Source organism: Nocardia speluncae NBRC 108251 (assembly GCF_001613245.1).
GTDB classification, from domain to species: domain Bacteria; phylum Actinomycetota; class Actinomycetes; order Mycobacteriales; family Mycobacteriaceae; genus Nocardia; species Nocardia speluncae.
This window is the reverse complement of the sequence record NZ_BDBZ01000002.1, coordinates 704,226-722,598: the sequence shown is the minus strand read 5'-3', so window position 1 is coordinate 722,598 and position 18,373 is coordinate 704,226. Positions and strand designations below refer to the sequence as shown.

Sequence of the window (18,373 nt, the reverse complement as noted above, 5' to 3'; positions counted from 1 at the left end):
CGGTGTCGCACCGGTCCGGCGGTGTTTTATCCGGTCCAGTTTCCGGGGTGGTGTGCATAACGCCAGGTCGTGATCAGTCCAGTGTGCGCGGACTGGATATGAAGACCGTTTCGGGGCCCACCTAGAATCGTGGTGTTCATCGACGATTTCCCCTGCACCGGACACAGGAGCTGCCGTGACCACGCCCGAGACCGCCCAGACCACCGAAGCGACCCGCGAGGCCGGTACCGCCCGCGTGAAGCGCGGTATGGCAGAGATGCTCAAGGGCGGGGTGATCATGGATGTGGTCACCTCGGACCAGGCCAAGATCGCCGAGGATGCCGGCGCCGTCGCGGTGATGGCGCTCGAGCGCGTGCCCGCCGATATCCGCGCCCAGGGCGGCGTCTCCCGGATGAGCGATCCGGACATGATCGACGGGATCATCGAGGCCGTGTCCATCCCGGTGATGGCCAAGGCCCGGATCGGACATTTCGTCGAAGCGCAGGTCCTGCAGAGCCTGGGCGTCGATTACATCGACGAATCCGAGGTGCTCACCCCGGCCGATTACGCCAACCACATCGACAAATGGCAGTTCACCGCGCCGTTTGTGTGCGGTGCCACCAACCTCGGTGAGGCGCTGCGCCGGATCACCGAAGGTGCGGCGATGATCCGCTCCAAGGGTGAGGCAGGCACCGGCGATGTCTCCAATGCGACCACCCATATGCGTCAGATCCGCCAGGAGATCGCCCGGCTGGGCTCGCTGCCGGCCGACGAACTCTATGTCGCCGCAAAGGAACTGCAGGCGCCTTATGAGCTGGTCCGCGAGGTCGCCGAAACCGGGAAGCTGCCGGTGGTGCTGTTCACCGCGGGTGGTATCGCCACTCCCGCCGATGCCGCGATGATGATGCAGCTCGGCGCCGAGGGCGTGTTCGTGGGTTCAGGCATCTTCAAATCCGGCAACCCCGAACAGCGCGCGAGTGCCATCGTGAAGGCCACCACCTTCTACGACGACCCCGATGTGCTGGCCAAGGTTTCCCGCGGCCTCGGCGAGGCGATGGTGGGCATCAATGTCGAGGAGATCGCCCAGCCGCACCGGCTTTCCGAACGCGGCTGGTGACAATCCACCGATCCGGCGCGATTCCATTCCGGACGGCTCAGCCGGGATCGGTGCGCAGTGCGGGACGGTCCGGGTGGTCCCAGCGGACGAAATAGTCCGGAGATTCGGTATTCTCGCGATCGTGGGCGAGGAGCGCGGGGACCGTCCAGGCGTCCGCCGCCGCTGTGTCGCGGGCCAGCGCGGCCGGGCTCAGGTCGAGCCGGACGGTGAGGTCGAAGGGCAATCCGCGACCCAGCAGCATCGGACCCGCCACAAACAGGACGGTGCCAGGGCTCGCGCGGCGGCGGACCGCGCGGGCGGATCGATCGGCCGCTTCGTCCCAGAGCGCGGGCAGCCACTGTCCGTCCGTGCGTAACAGGTCCAGGACCTCCCGGCGCAGCGCCGGATAGTCGAACCAGCTGGTGCGGTAGGCAGTTTCGTCACGGCCGAACTCCATGCGCAGCGAGGCGGGCCGGACGTAATCGTGCAGAGACACCAATTCCGCGGGACGGCCGTCGGCACGGAGCCGATCGGCGGTCAGCCGGGCGAACGCGAGGGGGTGTGCGGCATCGGCGCCGTCGACCGCGACCAGTTGCCCACCGGAATCGCGTAATCGCTGGGCGACCGTCTCGGAGAGCGCATCCTGGGCGGTCGGGGTGAAATGCGGCATCGGTTCATCACAGCAGGTCCGACGGTGCGGGCGGTGACCGGGATTACCCGCCGGTGGATCATGGGAATCTGGACTCTTCGAGCTAACCTCAGCGAATGGCGACTATCGAAGAGGCGTTGGAGCTCGAACGCCTCGAACGCGATATCTTCCGGGGCGCATTCCCCAAGACCCAGCTCCCTCGTACCTTCGGCGGGCAGGTGGCGGGTCAAGCGCTGGTTTCGGCGGTGCGCACGGTGGAGCCGCGGTTTCAGGTGCATTCGCTGCACGGCTACTTCCTGCGCCCCGGAAACCCGGGAGCACCGACGGTGTACATGGTGGACCGCATCCGGGACGGCCGTTCCTTCTGCACCCGCCGGGTCACCGGAGTCCAGGACGGGGACGCGATATTCACCATGTCGGCGTCCTTCCATATCGGTGACGAAGGGCCTTCGCACCAGGACGAGATGGCCGAGGTGGCGCCGCCCGAGGATCTGCCCGATGCCGAAACCTCCATGGACCCCGAACGCCTGTGGGCGATGCGGGAATGGGAGCACTGGGATATCCGGCCGGTCCCGCAGGAACAGGTGACCCGGCGCGCCGGGGTGGTGTCGCCGCAGCAGGTGTGGTTCCGGTACCGGCATCCACTACCCGACGATCCGCTGTTCCACGTGTGCACGCTCGCCTATATGAGCGATATGACGCTGCTGGGCTCGTCGAAGGTCACCCATCCCGACGAACCCACACAGAATGCCTCGCTGGATCACGCCATGTGGTTCCTGCGTCCGTTCCGCACCGACGATTGGCTGCTGTACGACCAGACCTCGCCGTCGGCCGGTTTCGGCCGGGCGCTGACCGGTGGGAAGATCTTCGATCGCGGAGGCCGGCTGGTTGCCGCCGTCGTACAAGAAGGGTTGATCCGTACCCTGCGGCGGTGACCGCGGTTTTCGGCCCGGTCCGACCGGCGGCGTGACCTCGCGCACACCGGCCCGCCTCGTAAGCTCGCACGGGTGAACGATACTGCGGTTTCCCGGGGCAGCCGGCCGGATGTCGATCCGGCATCCGTCACCCGGCCCACCATCGGTGTGCTGGCCCTACAGGGCGATATCCGCGAGCATGTCGCGGTGCTGGATCTGTGCGGTGCCGACCCGGTGCTGGTACGCCGCCCGGCCGAGCTCGCCGCGGTCGACGCGCTGGTGCTGCCCGGTGGGGAATCGACCACGATCAGCAAACTGCTGGAGGTGTTCGAGCTGCTCGAACCGCTGCGGGAACGGCTGCGCGACGGTATGCCCGCGTTCGGGTCGTGCGCCGGCATGATCCTGCTGGCCGACGAGGTGCTCGACACCCGCCCCGATGCGCGGCACCTGTCCGGTATCGATATGACCGTGCGCCGCAATGCTTTCGGCCGGCAGGTGGATTCGTTCGAAACCGATCTCGAGTTCGCCGGGGTGGACGGCGGCCCGATGCGGGCGGTGTTCATCCGGGCGCCGTGGGTGGAACGGGCCGGTGACGGCGTCGAGGTACTGGCCCGGGTGCCCAGCGGACCTGCGGCCGGCCGGATCGTGGCGGTACGCCAGGGCGCTGTGCTGGCCACCTCGTTCCACCCCGAGGTCACCGGCGACCATCGTGTGCACCGGCTGTTCGTCGAGCTGGTTCGCGACCGCTGAACTGCTGACCGGCCGCTGTGCGAGTAGGGTGACGGAATTGTCCGCCCGGCCGGCCGGTAGCGTGAACCAACAGACCAGCCATCGACCTGAAGGAAGTAGGGAATGAGCGGCCACTCCAAATGGGCCACCACCAAGCACAAGAAGGCGGCGATCGATGCGAAGCGTGGCAAGCTGTTCGCCAAGCTGATCAAGAACATCGAGGTGGCGGCCCGCACCGGTGGCGGCGATCCGGAAGGCAATCCGACTCTGTTCGATGCCATCCAGAAGGCGAAGAGATCCTCGGTCCCCAACGACAATATCGAGCGGGCACGTAAACGCGGCGGCGGTGAGGAAGCCGGCGGCGCGGATTGGCAGACCATCATGTACGAGGGCTACGGCCCGAACGGCGTCGCGGTCCTGATCGAATGTCTCACCGATAACCGCAACCGGGCGGCGGGCGAAGTCCGGGTCGCGATGACCCGCAACGGCGGCAATATGGCCGATCCGGGTTCGGTGGCCTATCTGTTCCACCGCAAGGGCATCGTCACGCTGGAGAAGAACGGTCTCGCCGAGGACGATGTGCTGATGGCGGTGCTCGACGCCGGTGCCGAGGAGATCAACGATCTCGGGGAATCGTTCGAGATCATCAGCGAGCCCGGCGATCTGATCGCGGTGCGTTCGGCCCTGCAATCGGCCGGTATCGACTACGACTCCGCCGAATCCGGCTTCCAGCCGACGGTGAACGTCGCCGTGGATGTGGAGGGCGCACGCAAGGTGTTCAAACTGGTCGATGCGCTCGAGGACAGCGACGACGTCCAGAACGTGTTCACCAATGTCGACGTCTCCGACGAGGTCCTCGCCGAACTGGACTGATTGCGCTCCGCCGCCGGGCTTGCGTTCGGCGGCGGTCACGCGCCTGGGTCCGCTCAGTGCGGCCCGATGTTCACGTAGTAGTCCCGCATGCCGGGGTAATAGTCGTCGAAATCGGGGCGGTCGGCGCCGAGGGCGGCGCCGAGCATAGGTCGACGCGGTGGTGAACGCCGCGAACTCCGAACTGCTCGGCGGCGGCGTGGACGGTGCGATCCACCGCCGCGGCGGACCGGCGATTCTCGCGGGAATGCCGGCGGTTACGGGCGACCGAGTATCCACGGGGTCTGCCCACCGGTCAGGCGGTGGCGACGACGGCCTGCGGGTTGCCGATTAGCTGGGGACGCGCAGCGTGGCGTTTCCGGCGATCTCCACCGGCGCCTACCGTTGGCCTATGGACGACGCCGCCCGCATCGCGATCACCGCGGTCCGTCAGAGCTCGGCCGCGGTGGCGGAAGTGCGGTTCGTACTGTTCGACGCCGCCGCATTCGACGTCTTCTCCGCCCGGCTCGCACGCTGATTCCACCAGATTCGGCGGGCGCTGCCGGCCTATGCAATGGCGCCGACGCCAGTGCACTCTCCCCACCGAGCCAGGGCGCACCCGAGGCATGAACGCGATCGAGTTCGATTGTCCAGGGAACGGCCGTGGACCGTCCTGCGGTATCACCGGCCCCGCCGGGTACGCCCGGGAGGCGACGTCGAGACCCGGTGGAGCCGGCACTGAACGAGAACGAGGGGCGATGAGTAGGCGACGCCGCTTGTACCGCCGACTGGACGAATTCCCGGCCCGCACTCTGCCGGCAGTGGATCGTTGATCACCGAGGGCTCATTTTGCGCCGCCGACCGGGCGGTGTGGGTCCGTGTCACTGTCGCCCGGATCTTCCGCCCTGCACTAGACTTCGAACAACTGTTCGTTCTGGGAAAGGTTGTGCGGGTGCGGGTGATGGGCGTCGATCCCGGGCTCACCCGGTGCGGCATCAGCATGGTCGAAGGGGGAGCGGGCCGTACCGTACGCGCCATCGCCGTGGACGTGGTGCGGACCCCGCCCGAGCTGGACCTGGCCCAGCGGCTGCTGCGGATCGCGGATGCCGCCGAGGACTGGATGCGGGCCCACCGGCCGGAGGTGGTGGCCATCGAACGGGTCTTTGCCCAGCACAATGTGCGCACCGCCATGGGGACCGCGCAGGCGGGCGGAGTGATCGCACTGGCGGCCGCGCGCCGCGATATCCCGGTGATGTTCCATACTCCCAGTGAGGTGAAGGCCGCCGTGACCGGTCACGGCGGGGCGGACAAGAAGCAGGTGACCGCCATGGTCACCCGGATCCTCGGGCTCGCCGAGCCGCCGAAGCCTGCCGATGCCGCCGACGCGCTGGCGCTCGCCATATGTCATTGCTGGCGGGCGCCGCTGATCGAGCGGATGGCGGCCGCCGAGGCGCAGGCCGAGCGGGCCCGCCGGCAATACACCCAACGACTGGAACAGCAGCGGAAGGCGGTACGCGGGTGATCGCGTCCATTCGCGGCGAGGTTGTCGAACTCGCCCTCGACCACGTGGTACTCGAAACCGCCGGGGTGGGGTACCAGCTCAACGCCACTCCGGCCACTCTGGCGGGGCTCGGCCGCGGCGAAGAGGCCCGGCTGCATACCGCGTTGATCGTGCGCGAGGATTCGATGACCCTGTACGGGTTCGCCGATACCGAGGCTCGTGACCTGTTCGGTCTGCTGCAGACGGTATCCGGGGTGGGGCCGCGGCTGGCGATGGCGGTCCTGGCGGTGCTCGAACCCGAAATCTTGCGCAAGGCGCTGGCCGCCGGTGATATCGCGGCGCTGACCCGGGTGCCGGGAATCGGCAAACGAGGTGCCGAGCGGATGGTCGTGGAATTGCGGGACAAGGTGAACCTCGTGCCGGTCCCGGCGGATTCGCCGGGCATTGCGCCGGCCTCGGTCCGCACCCCGGTGCGAGAGCAGGTGGTGGAGGCGCTGATCGGTCTCGGATTCCCGGTGAAACACGCCGAACCGGCGGTGGACGCGGTTCTCACCGAACAACCGGACGCGGACAATTCCACCGCGTTGCGTGCCGCGCTCGGGATGCTGGCATGAGCGAGCCGGGCCGGGTTCCGGTAGCGAAGTGTCGCCACCGAGGGCCTGTGCGCCCGCCCGAACTGCACGGCGAGAACCGTTAGGCGGTCATGGATTACGACGACTCCCCGGGAGCAGAAGATTCTCCGGTCAGCGCCGGTTATCTACCCTCGGATGGCGATATCGAAACCGGTTTGCGGCCCACCGATCTGGCCGGGTTCATCGGCCAGCCGCGGGTACGGGAACAACTCTCGCTGGTCCTGCGCGGTGCCCGGGCGCGTGGCGGTACTCCGGACCATATTCTGCTTTCCGGTCCCCCCGGACTGGGTAAGACCAGTCTGGCCATGATCATCGCGGGTGAACTCGGTACCGCACTGCGGATCACCTCCGGCCCGGCGCTGGAGCGGGCCGGGGATCTGGCCGCCATGCTCAGCAATCTGGTCGCCGGCGATGTGCTGTTCATCGACGAGATCCACCGGATGGCGCGGCCCGCGGAGGAGATGCTGTATCTGGCGATGGAGGATTTCCGGGTCGATGTGGTGGTGGGGAAAGGCCCCGGGGCGACGTCCATACCGCTCGAGATCGCGCCGTTCACCTTGGTCGGGGCCACCACCCGATCCGGCGCGCTGACCGGGCCGCTGCGTGACCGGTTCGGTTTCACCGGGCATATGGATTTCTACGAACCGGACGAACTGCTGCTCATCGTGCAGCGGTCGGCGCAGATTCTCGGGGTCGATATCGATCCCGACGCCGCGGCCGAGATCGCCGGACGTTCCCGCGGTACGCCGCGTATCGCGAACCGGCTGCTGCGCCGGGTCCGCGATTATGCCGAGGTGCGCGCCGACGGCTGGGTCACCCTCGCGGTGGCCCGGGCCGCGTTGGAGGTCTACGACGTGGACGCACTGGGCCTGGACCGGCTGGACCGGGCGGTGCTGAGTGCCCTGGTCCGCGGCTTCGGCGGAGGGCCGGTCGGTGTGTCCACGCTGGCGGTTGCGGTCGGGGAGGAGTCCACCACTGTGGAGGAGGTGTGCGAACCGTTCCTGGTGCGGGCCGGCATGGTGGCGCGGACGCCGCGCGGGCGGGTCGCCACCGCAGCGGCCTGGTCCCATCTCGGGTTGACGCCCCCGCCGGATCTCGCCTTCGGCGCGCTCGAGGTTCGCGGTCGGGAACCCCAGCCCACACTCGACCTCTTCGATCGGTAGCTGCCGGTCGTAGGGGCCGATGGCCGCGACCGGCCGGTGATACGCACGGAGGGTTTTCGCGTCTGCCCGGGCGGTCTCCGGTCTCGCCACCGATTTGTGGTGGCCGGCGAGGCGGTTCAGACCTTGAATTCGCCTCGGACTCGCCTCAGGAAATCGTCCACCTCATCGGGCTGGTAGCCGCGGTTCAGCCAGGTGCTGCCCGGCCTGAACCCGCGCTGGAGTCGTTCGGCGTCGAGGTCGGCCCGCCCGGCCAGGGCCGCAGCGATATGGTCGAGCAGATCGTCGACGTCGTCGGTCTTGTAGCCGGGGCGGCCCCAGGGCGCCGTCGCGAACGTGATGTGGTGCACATCTTCGGGTGTCATGCCCTGATTATGGCCGTAACTGGTTGCCCGGCAGATGGATCGCCGGAACCCTGGCTGCCCCCACCGGCCGGTACGACAGCGGCCGGATACCACTTTTCCGGCGTGCGAGTGTGGCGCCCGGCCGAGGAACTGGCAGACTGTGTGCGTACCTGTCCCCCTCCCCACCAGATCAGGAACTGACTTCGACCATGGATTTCCTGTTTCCGCTCATACTGGTTGCGCTGCTCGTGCCGATGTTCCTCGGTATGCGCCGCCAGAAGAAAGAGGCCGACAAGGTCACCCAGATGCAGGACGGACTGAAGGTCGGTGACCGTGTCACCACCACGTCGGGTCTGCTCGGGACCGTGGTCGAGGTCGACGACACCACCGTCGATCTGGAGATCGCCGAGGACATCGTGACCACCTGGTTGCGGCTGGCGATCCGCGATGTGCGCAGCGACGAGGAGCCCACCGACGACGCCGCCGTCGACGAGGCCACCGGCGATGATGCCGCCGTGTCGGCCGATTCCGCGCCCGAGGTCGAGCAGTCCGCCGCGTCCGTTGCGGAGGAAACCCCGAAGCAGACCGAAACCCGGCTGACCAAGGACTGAATTCCACGGCCCGGCCACCGGACCGGATACCCGGGCGACCGGTGGCCTCGGCGTGTGCCCAGCCGATCGACGCGGGCGCGCCTGCATCGGCCGGCCGTTCCACCCAGAACTTCCGCCTAGGAGATGACGACCTGTGCCACCTTCCCAGGGATCGGCGCATCAACTCCGCTGGCTCGCCCTTTTCGGCGTGCTGGTGGCCGCGATCTACGCGCTGGTGTTCTTCACCGGTGACAAATCACCGACGCCCAAACTCGGCATCGACCTACAGGGCGGTACCAGGGTTACGCTGACCGCCCGGACACCGGACGGAAACCGGCCCAGCCAGGACAGCTTGACCAAGGCTCAGCAGATCATCGAGAACCGTGTGAACGGTCTCGGTGTCTCCGGTTCCGAGGTCGTGATCGACGGCGACAACCTCGTCATCACCGTCCCCGGTGACGACAGTCAGCAGGCGCGCACGCTGGCGACGACCGCCAAGCTCTATATCCGCCCGGTACTCCAGGCTGTACCGGCGCCCGGCAGCCCGCAGGCCCAGCAGGCGCCCGGCCAGCCCACTGCGCCGGCTCTTCCCGGAGCCCCCGCGCCTGCCCCCGTTCCGGAGGCCCCGCCGGCCGGCGACGGCGCCGTTGTACCGGCCGAACCGGAGCAGCCGGCCCCGGAGACTCCCGCTGCCGCGGCCCCGGTGTCGGCCGAGGACCTCGAGGTCCGCCCGGCGCAGGCACCTGGTACGCCCGCACCCGAGCCGCCGCCTTCGACCGAGCCCGCTCCGGCGCCGGCACCGGGCGGGCCGGCCCCGGCCGACGAATCGCTGAGCCCGCAGGAACAGGCTCAGCAGGAGATCGAGGCGGCCAAGACGCTGCGGCAGAGCACCGACCCGACCATGCAGCAGCTGGCGATGTCCACGCTGGACTGCTCCGCCGCCGACCCGCTGGCCGGCAACGACGACCCGAATCTGCCGCTGATCACCTGTTCGACCGACGGCACCGAGGTTTTCCTGCTCGACAAGAGCCGCATCGACGGCCAGGAGATCGCCAACGCGTCCTCGGGGTTCAACACCGAACAGTCCCGCCACGAGATCAACCTGGAATTCAAGTCCGGTGGCAGTGACGCCTGGGCGGCGCTCACCGGCGAGTACGTCCAGCAGCGGGTCGCTTTCGTACTGGACTCCGAGGTGGTCAGCGCCCCGGTTGTACAGCAGGGGCCGCAGCTCGGTGGGCGCACCCAGATCTCGGGTAATTTCACCGCCACATCCGCTCAGGATCTGGCGAACACCCTGAAGTACGGTTCGCTGCCGCTGTCGTTCGAGACCTCGGAAGCCGAGACGGTCTCGGCGACCCTCGGACTCTCTTCCCTGCGCGCGGGCCTCATCGCCGGTGCGGTGGGTCTGGTCGTAGTACTGCTGTACTGCCTGGCCTACTACCGGATGCTGGGTTTCCTGACAGCGCTCTCATTGGTCGGCTCGGGTTTCGCGGTCTACGGGATCATGGTGCTGCTCGGCCGGTGGATCGGGTTCACCCTCGACCTCGCCGGTATCGCGGGTCTGATCATCGGTATCGGTATGACCGCCGACTCGTTCGTGGTGTTCTTCGAACGCATCAAGGACGAGATACGGGAGGGCCGAAGTTTCCGGTCCGCGGTTCCGCGCGGCTGGCAGCGCGCTCGCAAAACCATTCTCTCCGGTAACGCTGTCAGTTTCATCGCCGCAGCCGTGCTCTACGTGCTGGCTGTCGGGCAGGTGCGCGGATTCGCCTTCACCCTCGGCCTGACCACCATTCTCGATGTCGTGGTGGTGTTCCTGGTGACGGCTCCGCTGGTGCAGCTGGCCGCCCGTTCCGCCTACTGGGCCAAGCCCTCGGTGAACGGTCTCGGCGCGATGCAGCAGCTGGCCCGTGAACGCAAGGCGGCCGAGACCGCGGTGGGGAAGGCGTGACGATGAACAGTTCCGTGACCATGGACAAGCCCGAACCCGCACGCTCGAACGGCGCCCGGCACAGCTGGATGAACCGCCTGTACACCGGTACCGGTGTACTGGATGTGGTCGGCAATCGCCGCCGCTGGTACATCATCACCGCGGTCATCGTGCTCATCTGCCTGCTGAGTATGGCGGTACGCGGTTTCACCTTCGGGATCGATTTCGTCGGCGGATCCCGGATCCAGCTCCCGGCCGGTGACGCCACCACTGAACAGGTCGAAACGGTGTATTCCGACGTACTCGGCTCGGAGCCCGAATCGGTTCAGACAGTGGGTACCGGCGATACCGCCACCATCCTGATCCGCTCCGAAACCCTGAGCGCCGACGAAGTCGCCGCCCTGCAGACCGCCCTGTTCGACGAGTTCCAGCCCACGGACGACAGCGGGAACCCGAGCCGCAACGCCATCAGCGCCTCGGATGTCAGCGAGACCTGGGGCGGTCAGATCACCCGGCAGGCGCTGATCGCGCTGGTGGTGTTCCTGGTGATCGTGAGCGTCTACATCGGTGTCCGCTACGAACGCGATATGGCGATCGCCGCGCTGGCGGCCCTCGTCTTCGACCTGCTGGTGACGACCGGAATCTATTCGCTGGTCGGTTTCGAAGTGACCCCGGCGATGGTGATCGGCATGCTCACCATTCTGGGGTTTTCGATCTACGATTCGGTCATTGTCTTCGACAAGGTCGAGGAGAACACCCGAGGCGTACTCCACACCAACCGGCGCACCTACGGCGAACAGGCGAATTTGGCGGTCAACCAGACCCTGATGCGGTCGATCAACACCACCCTGATCGGTGCCTTGCCGATCATCGGCCTCATGGTGATCGCGGTGTGGATGCTCGGCGTCGGAACGCTACAGGATCTCGCGTTGGTGCAGCTGGTGGGCACGGTGGTCGGCGCCTATTCGTCCATCTTCTTCGCCACTCCGCTGCTGGTTTCCATCAAGGAACGCTGGGGTCCGGTCGCTGCGCATACCAAGAAGGTGCAGGCGCGGCGAGCCGACCGGTCGCCGCAGCAGGGGGCCGGGCCGGTGCCGCGCACGCGGCCCACGGAAGCGAGTAGCCGGGAACCGCGGGTTGCCCGCGGGACCGCTGGACCCGCGCCCGGCGTGCGTCCCACGGGTAAACGACAGAGGCGGCACTGACATACGAGGGGTACGGATCGATGCGACTGCCATATCTGCGCCGGACGATCGCACTGCTCGCGGCGACCACCGCGGCCTCCGGGTTGATGGTGGGATGTTCGAGTGAGGACCAGGTGCCCTCGATCGGATACGCCGTCGATACCGCGGTCACCAGTTACAACGGTGGCACAGCTGCGGGTGCCGCCTCGGCTCAGGCGGTGTTCGGCCGGGTGCTGACCGGGTTCTTCTACACCGGGCCCGACGGTCAGCCGGTGGCCGATACCGACACCGGAACCGCCAAGGAAGTGCCCGGTGAGGCGCAGACGATCCAGTACCGGCTCAATCCGCGGGGCGTCTATTCCGACGGTGTTCCCACGTCCTGCGACGATCTCGTATTCACCTGGACCGCTCGCAGCGGCCGGTTCCCGGGGTTCGAATCGGCGAGCACGGCCGGTTACGAGGATATCGAGCGGGTGGAATGCCAGCCGGGGTCCAAGGACGGCACTGTGGTGTTCCGGCCCGGAAAGCGCTACCTGCCCTGGCGCACGCTGTTCGGTGCCGGTGAGCTGATGCCCGCCCATGTGGCGGCCCAGGCGGCGAATGTTGCCGATATCGTCGCCGCTGTCCAGAACGACGACCGTCCCGCGCTGGACAGGCTGGCGCAGTTCTGGAACACCGGCTGGAATCTGGAGCCGGGTGACCTGGACATCACTCAGTTCCCCGCATCCGGGCCGTACCGGGTCGAATCGTACGGTCTCGAGGACGGTCTCGTCCTGGTTGCCAACGAACGCTGGTGGGGGGAGGCGCCGGCCACCGGCCGGATTGTCGTGTACCCCAAACCGGCCGATCTCGCCGCCCGGATCGAGGACGGATCGGTGGCAGCGGTGGATATCGGCGCTGGATCGCTGCCCGAGGTGAACCTGGACGCCTACTCCGTCCAGCAGCTGCCCAGCCGCGGTATCGAACAGCTCGTACTCAACACCGGCGGCGTATTCGAATCGACCGCCGCGCGGCGCGCTTTCGCCCTCTGCGTGCCGAGGCAGGCGCTGTTCGACCAGCTCGGCCGGGTCACCGAGGCGCCGGAGGCCGGACTGGGCTCGGGGCCGTCGAATTCACGGACCCTGCAGCAGGATTCGATGTACTACCCGGTGGCGACCGGCGCCGCCGGACCGTTCGCGGCCGGTGATCCCGAAGGCGCCCGGGCGGCGTTGGCCGACGCCGGTAAGGACGGGATGGTCGTCCGGATCGGATACCTCGCCCCGGATGCCCGCCGAGCGCAGACGGTGTCGATGATCGCCGATGCGTGCAAAGCGGCCGGTATCACCGTAGAAGACGCGAGCACCCCGGAATTCACGCCGGCGCGATTGCGTGAGGGCGCGGTGGACGCGGTACTCGGCGGGCCCGGAGGAGCGCCGGGACCGGCGGGTTCGCTCGACGGTATCGCCGCGATCGGCGGCCTGCGCAGCGGTAGCGGACTCAATATCGGGCAGTTCCGCAACGGCCGCTTCGATTCGATCACCGATCAGCTTGCCGCGGAGGACAACTCGACCACGCAGCTGAATCTGGTCACCGAGGCCGAGAACCTGTTGTGGGCCCAGCTGCCCAGCGTCCCGTTGTTCGCGACTCCGCGCACGATCGCATTCTCCGGCGGCCTGGACAACGGTATCGCGGGTCCCACTCGGGCCGGATCCGGCTGGAATATGGACCAGTGGGTTCTACAGCGTTGATACCGGGTGTGGCTGTGAAAGGGGTGTCCCGATGAGCAAGCGTGTGGCGGCCGGACCCGCCGGGGAAACCGGCGAACGGGGTGGGCCGGCTGCCGATCTCGTCCGGCGCCTCACCCGCTGGGCCGATGACTTCCCGGAGCCCGGGGTCCGCTTCGCCGACCTCACTCCGGTTTTCGCCGACCCCGACGGATTCCGGTCCGTTGTCGACTGCTTGGCCGCGCTGGTTCCGGACGCGGACTTGGTCGCCGGGGTGGATGCCCGCGGATTCCTGCTCGGTGCCGGAGTCGCGACGACGCTGGGTACCGGGGTGCTCGCCGTCCGCAAACGCGGAAAATTACCGCCTCCGGTGATCACCCGGGAGTACCAGCTGGAGTACGGGACGGCCGCGCTGGAGGTCCCGGCCACCGGTGTCGAGCTGACCGGCCGCCGGGTGCTGCTGCTCGACGATGTGCTGGCCACCGGCGGCACCTTGGCGGCGGCCGCGGATCTGTTCACCAGCGCCGGCGCGCAGGTGGTGGCCGCGGCGGTCGTGCTGGAGCTCGAGGGACTGGGCGGCCGCTCCCGGCAGGGCGATTATCCGGTCACCTCGATCGTCACCGTCTGAGAATTCCCGGTGCGGGACTCTTGTGATCCCCGTCGAATAATGCTGGCGTCGCCCCGGGGGTGGGTGTAACCTCGTCCAGGTCTTGTCCCCGGGGATCGGAGCTGCCGTTGCTCTCATGAGGTAGTCGCTCGTGCGGCCCGCGTTCTGCGCGCCGCGTCCGTATCGATACCTCAGGGGCAGTCGTGGCCGATATTTCTCTTTCTGATCTCTGTTTTTCGTGGCCGGATGGAACTCCGGTGTTCGACGGGCTCGACGCGGTGCTCGGGCCGGGCCATATCGGTCTTGTCGGTGCCAACGGGGCGGGGAAGTCAACTCTCTTGCGTTTACTGGCCGGCGAACTGCGCCCGGCGCGTGGTTCGAGCACCGTATCCGGTGGGCTCGGGTATCTGCGCCAAGACCTCGGTCTGGCCGTGGGACAGCGGGTCGACACCGTGCTCGGTATCGCCGATGCGCGAGAAGCTCTGCATCGTATCGAATCCGGTGTCGGCGACGAGCCCGATTTCGATCTCGTCGGCACCCGGTGGGATATCGAGGAACGTGCGGTGGCGTTGTTCGGGCGGCTCGGACTGGATTACCTGGCAGGGTCGGTCGCGCAGCTGGATCGCCGGCTGGAAACCCTCTCCGGCGGGGAAACCGTCCTGCTGGGTCTGGTAGCCGAACTACTCCGCGAACCGCAGGTCCTGCTGCTCGACGAACCCACCAACAACCTCGATTCGGCGGGTCGCGCCCGGCTTTACGACGTGGTCGACCAGTTCACCGGGACCGTGCTGGTGGTCGGCCACGACCGGGAGCTGCTGGACTGTATGGGCACCATCGCAGAACTTCACGGCGGCCGGTTGCGATTGTTCGGCGGTAACTACAGCGACTACGAGCAGATCGTCGAACAGGAGCAGCAGGCCGCGCGGGCGGCGATCCGCGACGCGCGCAGCGATATGCGCAAACAGACGCGGGAGCTGGTGGAGGCTCGGATCAAGCTCGACCGGCGGCAGCGGTACGGGCAGAAGATGTATGAGAACAAACGTGAACCGAAGATCGTGATGGGCCAGCGTAAACGGCAGGCCGAGGTATCGGCGGGCAAGCTGCGCAATGGTCATATCGAGAAGGTTCACGAGGCGCAGGCCCGGCTCGAACACGCCGAGGAATCTTTACGCGACGATCGCGAGATCCGGGTCGAACTACCCGATACGCGGTTGTATCCGGGGCAGCAGGTGGTCGCACTGGAGGCGGTGCGGCTGGCGAACGGCCCGGTGGTCTCGCTAGCGGTCGACGGTCCGGAGCGGGTGGCGATCACCGGCCGCAACGGGGCCGGAAAAACCACCCTGCTGCGGCGGCTCATCGCCGAGCCGCCGCGGGTGCCCTGGCGGATGCTGCCGCAGCGGCTCGATCTCTTCGACGAACGCCGCAGTGTCTTCGACAATGTCGCCGCCGGCGCCCAGCACGCCGAACCGGAGCGGATCCGCGCCCAGCTCGCCCGCTTCCTGTTCCGCGGTGCTGCCGCCGACGCACCCGCCGCCGCGCTTTCCGGTGGTGAGCGGTTACGAGCCGCGCTGGCGATGCTGTTGCTCGCCGATCCGGTGCCCAAACTGCTGATTCTCGACGAGCCGACCAATAACCTGGACTTGGTGAGCCTGCGGCATCTCACTCAGGCCCTGGCCGCCTTCCAGGGTGCGCTGTTCGTGGTGAGTCACGATCGGCGGTTCCTGGCCGATATCGGTATCACCAGGTGGGTCGAACTGACCCCGGACGGGCTCGGGTGATGAACCCGCCCCCAGGAGTCGTGGGAAGGACGAGGTCGAATACGGTGTTCTATCGGGTGGGTCGGCGTATCGATAGGTGTCGATGGTGTTGCTCTGGGGTTTCCCGTACTGCTGCGGGGTCTAAAGTTGGTGGTCTGAAGCGTTGCGGTGCTACGCCGCGGCACGGAGAGGTGGTGGCATGACTCAGCATCTGGGCGAGGCGAATGTCGAGCAGACATCGGGATCGCAGTCCAACGGTGCCGGGGCGGCCGCTTCCCCTGTCGGCGCGCGTTCCGGTGCCCAAGCCGAGCCCGCCCGGCAGTCCGGCGCCGTCCCCAGCTCGGCCTCCCGGCGGGTGCGTGCCCGGCTGGCGCGGCGGATGACCGGTCAGCGCGGTATTCCCGCGGTGAAACCGGTGCTCGAACCCCTGGCCACGGTGCACCGGGAACTGTATCCGAAGGCGAATCTCACCCAGTTGCAGCGCGCCTTCGATGTCGCCGATGAGCGCCATGCCACGCAGTTCCGCAAGTCCGGCGACCCGTACATCACCCATCCGCTGGCCGTCGCGAATATCCTCGCCGAGCTGGGGATGGATACCACCACCCTGGTGGCCGCGCTGCTGCACGACACCGTCGAGGACACCGGATACACGCTGGAGCAGCTCACCGCGGAATTCGGCTCCGAGGTCGCCCACCTGGTCGACGGCGTCACCAAGCTCGACAAGGTCAACCTGGGCGCGGCCGCGGAGGCCGAGACCATCCGCAAGATGATCATCGCCATGGCCCGCGACCCGCGGGTGCTCGTGATCAAGGTGGCCGATCGGCTGCACAATATGCGGACCATGCGGTTCCTGCCGCCCGAGAAACAGGCCAAGAAGGCTCGCGAGACCCTCGAGGTGATCGCCCCGCTGGCACACCGGCTGGGGATGGCGACCGTCAAATGGGAACTCGAGGACCTCGCGTTCGCTATCTTGCACCCCAAGAAGTACGACGAGATCGTCCGGTTGGTCGCCGACCGGGCGCCGTCACGTGACACCTACCTGGCGAAGGTGCGCGCCGAAATCGTCAACACCCTCGCCGCGTCCCGTATACCGGCGACGGTCGAGGGTCGGCCCAAGCACTATTGGTCGATTTATCAGAAGATGATCGTCAAGGGGAAGGATTTCGACGATATCCACGATCTGGTGGGTATCCGCATTCTGTGCGACGAGGTCCGCGACTGCTACGCCGCCGTCGGTGTGGTGCATTCGCTGTGGCAGCCCATGGCCGGTCGGTTCAAGGACTACATCGCCCAGCCTCGATACGGGGTGTACCAGTCGCTGCACACCACCGTGGTGGGCCCGGACGGTAAACCGCTCGAGGTGCAGATCCGCACCCACGATATGCACCGCACCGCCGAATTCGGGATCGCCGCGCACTGGCGTTACAAGGAAACCAAGGGTCGCCACTCCGGTGACGCCGCCGAGGTCGACGATATGGCCTGGATGCGGCAGCTGCTCGACTGGCAGCGGGAGGCCGCGGACCCGGCCGAGTTCCTGGAGTCGTTGCGGTTCGACCTCAAGGCCCCGGAGATCTTCGTCTTCACCCCGAAAGGTGATGTGATCACGCTGCCGCAGAAGTCCACACCGGTGGATTTCGCCTACGCGGTGCACACCGAGGTCGGGCACAAATGTATCGGTGCCCGGGTGAACGGCCGGTTGGTCGCGCTGGAACGGCAACTGGAGAACGGTGAGGTCGTGGAGGTCTTCACCTCCAAGGCGCCCAACGCCGGGCCCAGCCGCGACTGGCAGGGGTTCGTGGTCTCGCCGCGCGCCAAGGCCAAAATTCGCCAGTGGTTTGCCAAGGAGCGCCGGGAGGAGGCGCTGGAAAACGGTAAGGAGCAGATCAACAAAGAGGTCAAGCGGGTCGGCCTGCCGTTGCAGCGGCTGATGAATGTCGACGCGATGACCGCTGTGGCGCACGAACTGCACTACAGCGATATCTCCATGCTCTACACCGCGGTGGGCGAACGTCAGGTCTCTGCGCATCACGTGGTGCAGCGGCTCATGGCGCAGCTCGGCGGAATCGGCGATGTGGAGAACGAACTCGCCGAACGCTCCACTCCGTCTACCACCCCGCCGCGGCAGCGGCTCAGTGGCGATGCCGGTGTGCTGATCCCCGGTGCCGAGGGGACCGTGGCCAAGCTGGCGAAATGCTGTACTCCCGTCCCCGGTGACGAGATCCTGGGGTTCGTGACCCGCGGGGGTTCGGTGAGTGTGCACCGGGTGGATTGCACCAACGCCGCTTCGCTCCAGGAGCAATCGGAACGCATCATCGACGTGGAGTGGGCGCCGTCGCCGCATTCGATTTTCCTGGTGGCCATTCAGATCGAGGCATTGGACCGTACCCGGTTGCTCTCGGATGTCACCAAGGTGCTGGCAGATGAGAAGGTCAACATCCTGTCCGCGGCGGTGACCACGCACGGCGACCGCGTGGCGATCAGCAAGTTCACCTTCGAGATGGGTGATCCGAAACATCTGGGCCATTTGCTCAATGTTGTCCGTAACGTCGAGGGCGTCTACGACGTCTACCGGGTGACCTCCGCGGCCTGAGTGTTTCGGGGCCTTGGCAGCCACGGCGTGCTCGCAGGAATTTTGTAACATTCCGGACGCAACGCGCCGCGGCGCTTCCGGATGATCTTGGCGGGTCGCGTAAACTCTTCGCCGCCTCAGCGGTCATAGCCGGAATCTGTTACCGTTTACTGCGTTTCG

16 protein-coding genes and 1 pseudogene are annotated in these 18,373 nt (G+C 67.2%); 15 read left to right on the top strand and 2 right to left on the bottom strand.

Annotated features, from left to right (window positions below; translation table 11 throughout):
* Positions 1-175: 175 nt before the first annotated feature.
* Entirely contained in the window at positions 176-1,096 is a 921-nt protein-coding gene (gene pdxS, locus NS6_RS06110; protein ID WP_068037431.1) for a pyridoxal 5'-phosphate synthase lyase subunit PdxS, read from the top strand.
* 37 nt (positions 1,097-1,133) lie between these two features.
* Here pdxS and NS6_RS06105 read toward each other — a convergent pair whose 3' ends face one another.
* Positions 1,134-1,745 (bottom strand): nucleoside/nucleotide kinase family protein, encoded by a 612-nt coding sequence (locus tag NS6_RS06105; RefSeq protein WP_068037428.1) that lies wholly within the window; start codon positions 1,743-1,745, stop codon positions 1,134-1,136.
* 95 nt (positions 1,746-1,840) lie between these two features.
* On the opposite strand from NS6_RS06105, the gene NS6_RS06100 reads away from it, so the two are divergent.
* The 7 genes and pseudogenes from NS6_RS06100 to ruvB all read left to right on the top strand — a co-directional run bounded on the left by NS6_RS06100 (position 1,841) and on the right by ruvB (position 7,512).
* Positions 1,841-2,659: an acyl-CoA thioesterase gene (locus NS6_RS06100; RefSeq protein WP_068037426.1), complete on the top strand. Its 819-nt coding sequence runs from the start codon at positions 1,841-1,843 to the stop codon at positions 2,657-2,659.
* Positions 2,660-2,731: 72 nt separating this feature from the next.
* Positions 2,732-3,388, top strand: a complete 657-nt coding sequence (gene pdxT, locus NS6_RS06095) for a pyridoxal 5'-phosphate synthase glutaminase subunit PdxT (protein ID WP_068037424.1) — start codon at positions 2,732-2,734, stop codon at positions 3,386-3,388.
* A 102-nt stretch (positions 3,389-3,490) separates the two neighbouring features.
* Complete coding sequence (locus NS6_RS06090) at positions 3,491-4,240, top strand: YebC/PmpR family DNA-binding transcriptional regulator (RefSeq protein ID WP_068037422.1); 750 nt, start codon at positions 3,491-3,493, stop codon at positions 4,238-4,240.
* 157 nt (positions 4,241-4,397) lie between these two features.
* Positions 4,398-4,754 (top strand): annotated as a pseudogene (locus NS6_RS36420) (macro domain-containing protein).
* A 414-nt stretch (positions 4,755-5,168) separates the two neighbouring features.
* Entirely contained in the window at positions 5,169-5,738 is a 570-nt protein-coding gene (gene ruvC, locus NS6_RS06080) for a crossover junction endodeoxyribonuclease RuvC (protein WP_068038127.1), read from the top strand.
* Positions 5,735-6,331 (top strand): Holliday junction branch migration protein RuvA, encoded by a 597-nt coding sequence (ruvA, locus tag NS6_RS06075; RefSeq protein WP_068037421.1) that lies wholly within the window; start codon positions 5,735-5,737, stop codon positions 6,329-6,331. Before ruvC ends, ruvA begins: the two co-directional genes overlap by 4 nt.
* Positions 6,332-6,420: 89 nt before the next feature.
* Entirely contained in the window at positions 6,421-7,512 is a 1,092-nt protein-coding gene (ruvB, locus tag NS6_RS06070) for a Holliday junction branch migration DNA helicase RuvB (protein ID WP_068037419.1), read from the top strand.
* Positions 7,513-7,628: 116 nt separating this feature from the next.
* Here ruvB and NS6_RS06065 read toward each other — a convergent pair whose 3' ends face one another.
* Positions 7,629-7,874: a DivIVA domain-containing protein gene (locus NS6_RS06065; protein ID WP_068037417.1), complete on the bottom strand. Its 246-nt coding sequence runs from the start codon at positions 7,872-7,874 to the stop codon at positions 7,629-7,631.
* Between the two features lie 188 nt (positions 7,875-8,062).
* Between NS6_RS06065 and yajC the strand changes: the two genes are divergently transcribed.
* The 7 genes from yajC (at position 8,063) to NS6_RS06030 (ending at position 18,214) form a co-directional block, all read left to right on the top strand.
* Positions 8,063-8,464: a preprotein translocase subunit YajC gene (gene yajC, locus NS6_RS06060; protein WP_068037409.1), complete on the top strand. Its 402-nt coding sequence runs from the start codon at positions 8,063-8,065 to the stop codon at positions 8,462-8,464.
* A gap of 133 nt (positions 8,465-8,597) precedes the next feature.
* Positions 8,598-10,394 carry a protein translocase subunit SecD gene (secD, locus tag NS6_RS06055; RefSeq protein WP_068037405.1) on the top strand — a complete coding sequence of 599 codons (1,797 nt, stop codon included), beginning with the start codon at positions 8,598-8,600 and terminating at the stop codon, positions 10,392-10,394.
* Positions 10,395-10,396: 2 nt separating this feature from the next.
* A complete protein-coding gene (gene secF, locus NS6_RS06050; RefSeq protein ID WP_084470646.1) occupies positions 10,397-11,578 on the top strand; it encodes a protein translocase subunit SecF in 1,182 nt (393 codons plus the stop codon).
* A gap of 20 nt (positions 11,579-11,598) precedes the next feature.
* Positions 11,599-13,284 carry an ABC transporter substrate-binding protein gene (locus NS6_RS06045; protein ID WP_068037398.1) on the top strand — a complete coding sequence of 562 codons (1,686 nt, stop codon included), beginning with the start codon at positions 11,599-11,601 and terminating at the stop codon, positions 13,282-13,284.
* A 31-nt stretch (positions 13,285-13,315) separates the two neighbouring features.
* Positions 13,316-13,888 carry an adenine phosphoribosyltransferase gene (locus NS6_RS06040; RefSeq protein ID WP_068037395.1) on the top strand — a complete coding sequence of 191 codons (573 nt, stop codon included), beginning with the start codon at positions 13,316-13,318 and terminating at the stop codon, positions 13,886-13,888.
* A gap of 182 nt (positions 13,889-14,070) precedes the next feature.
* The gene (locus NS6_RS06035) at positions 14,071-15,645 is read left to right on the top strand and encodes an ATP-binding cassette domain-containing protein (RefSeq protein ID WP_068037393.1); all 1,575 of its coding nucleotides are present in this window, start codon (positions 14,071-14,073) and stop codon (positions 15,643-15,645) included.
* 178 nt (positions 15,646-15,823) lie between these two features.
* Complete coding sequence (locus NS6_RS06030) at positions 15,824-18,214, top strand: RelA/SpoT family protein (RefSeq protein WP_068037391.1); 2,391 nt, start codon at positions 15,824-15,826, stop codon at positions 18,212-18,214.
* The last annotated feature ends 159 nt before the right edge of the window (positions 18,215-18,373 follow it).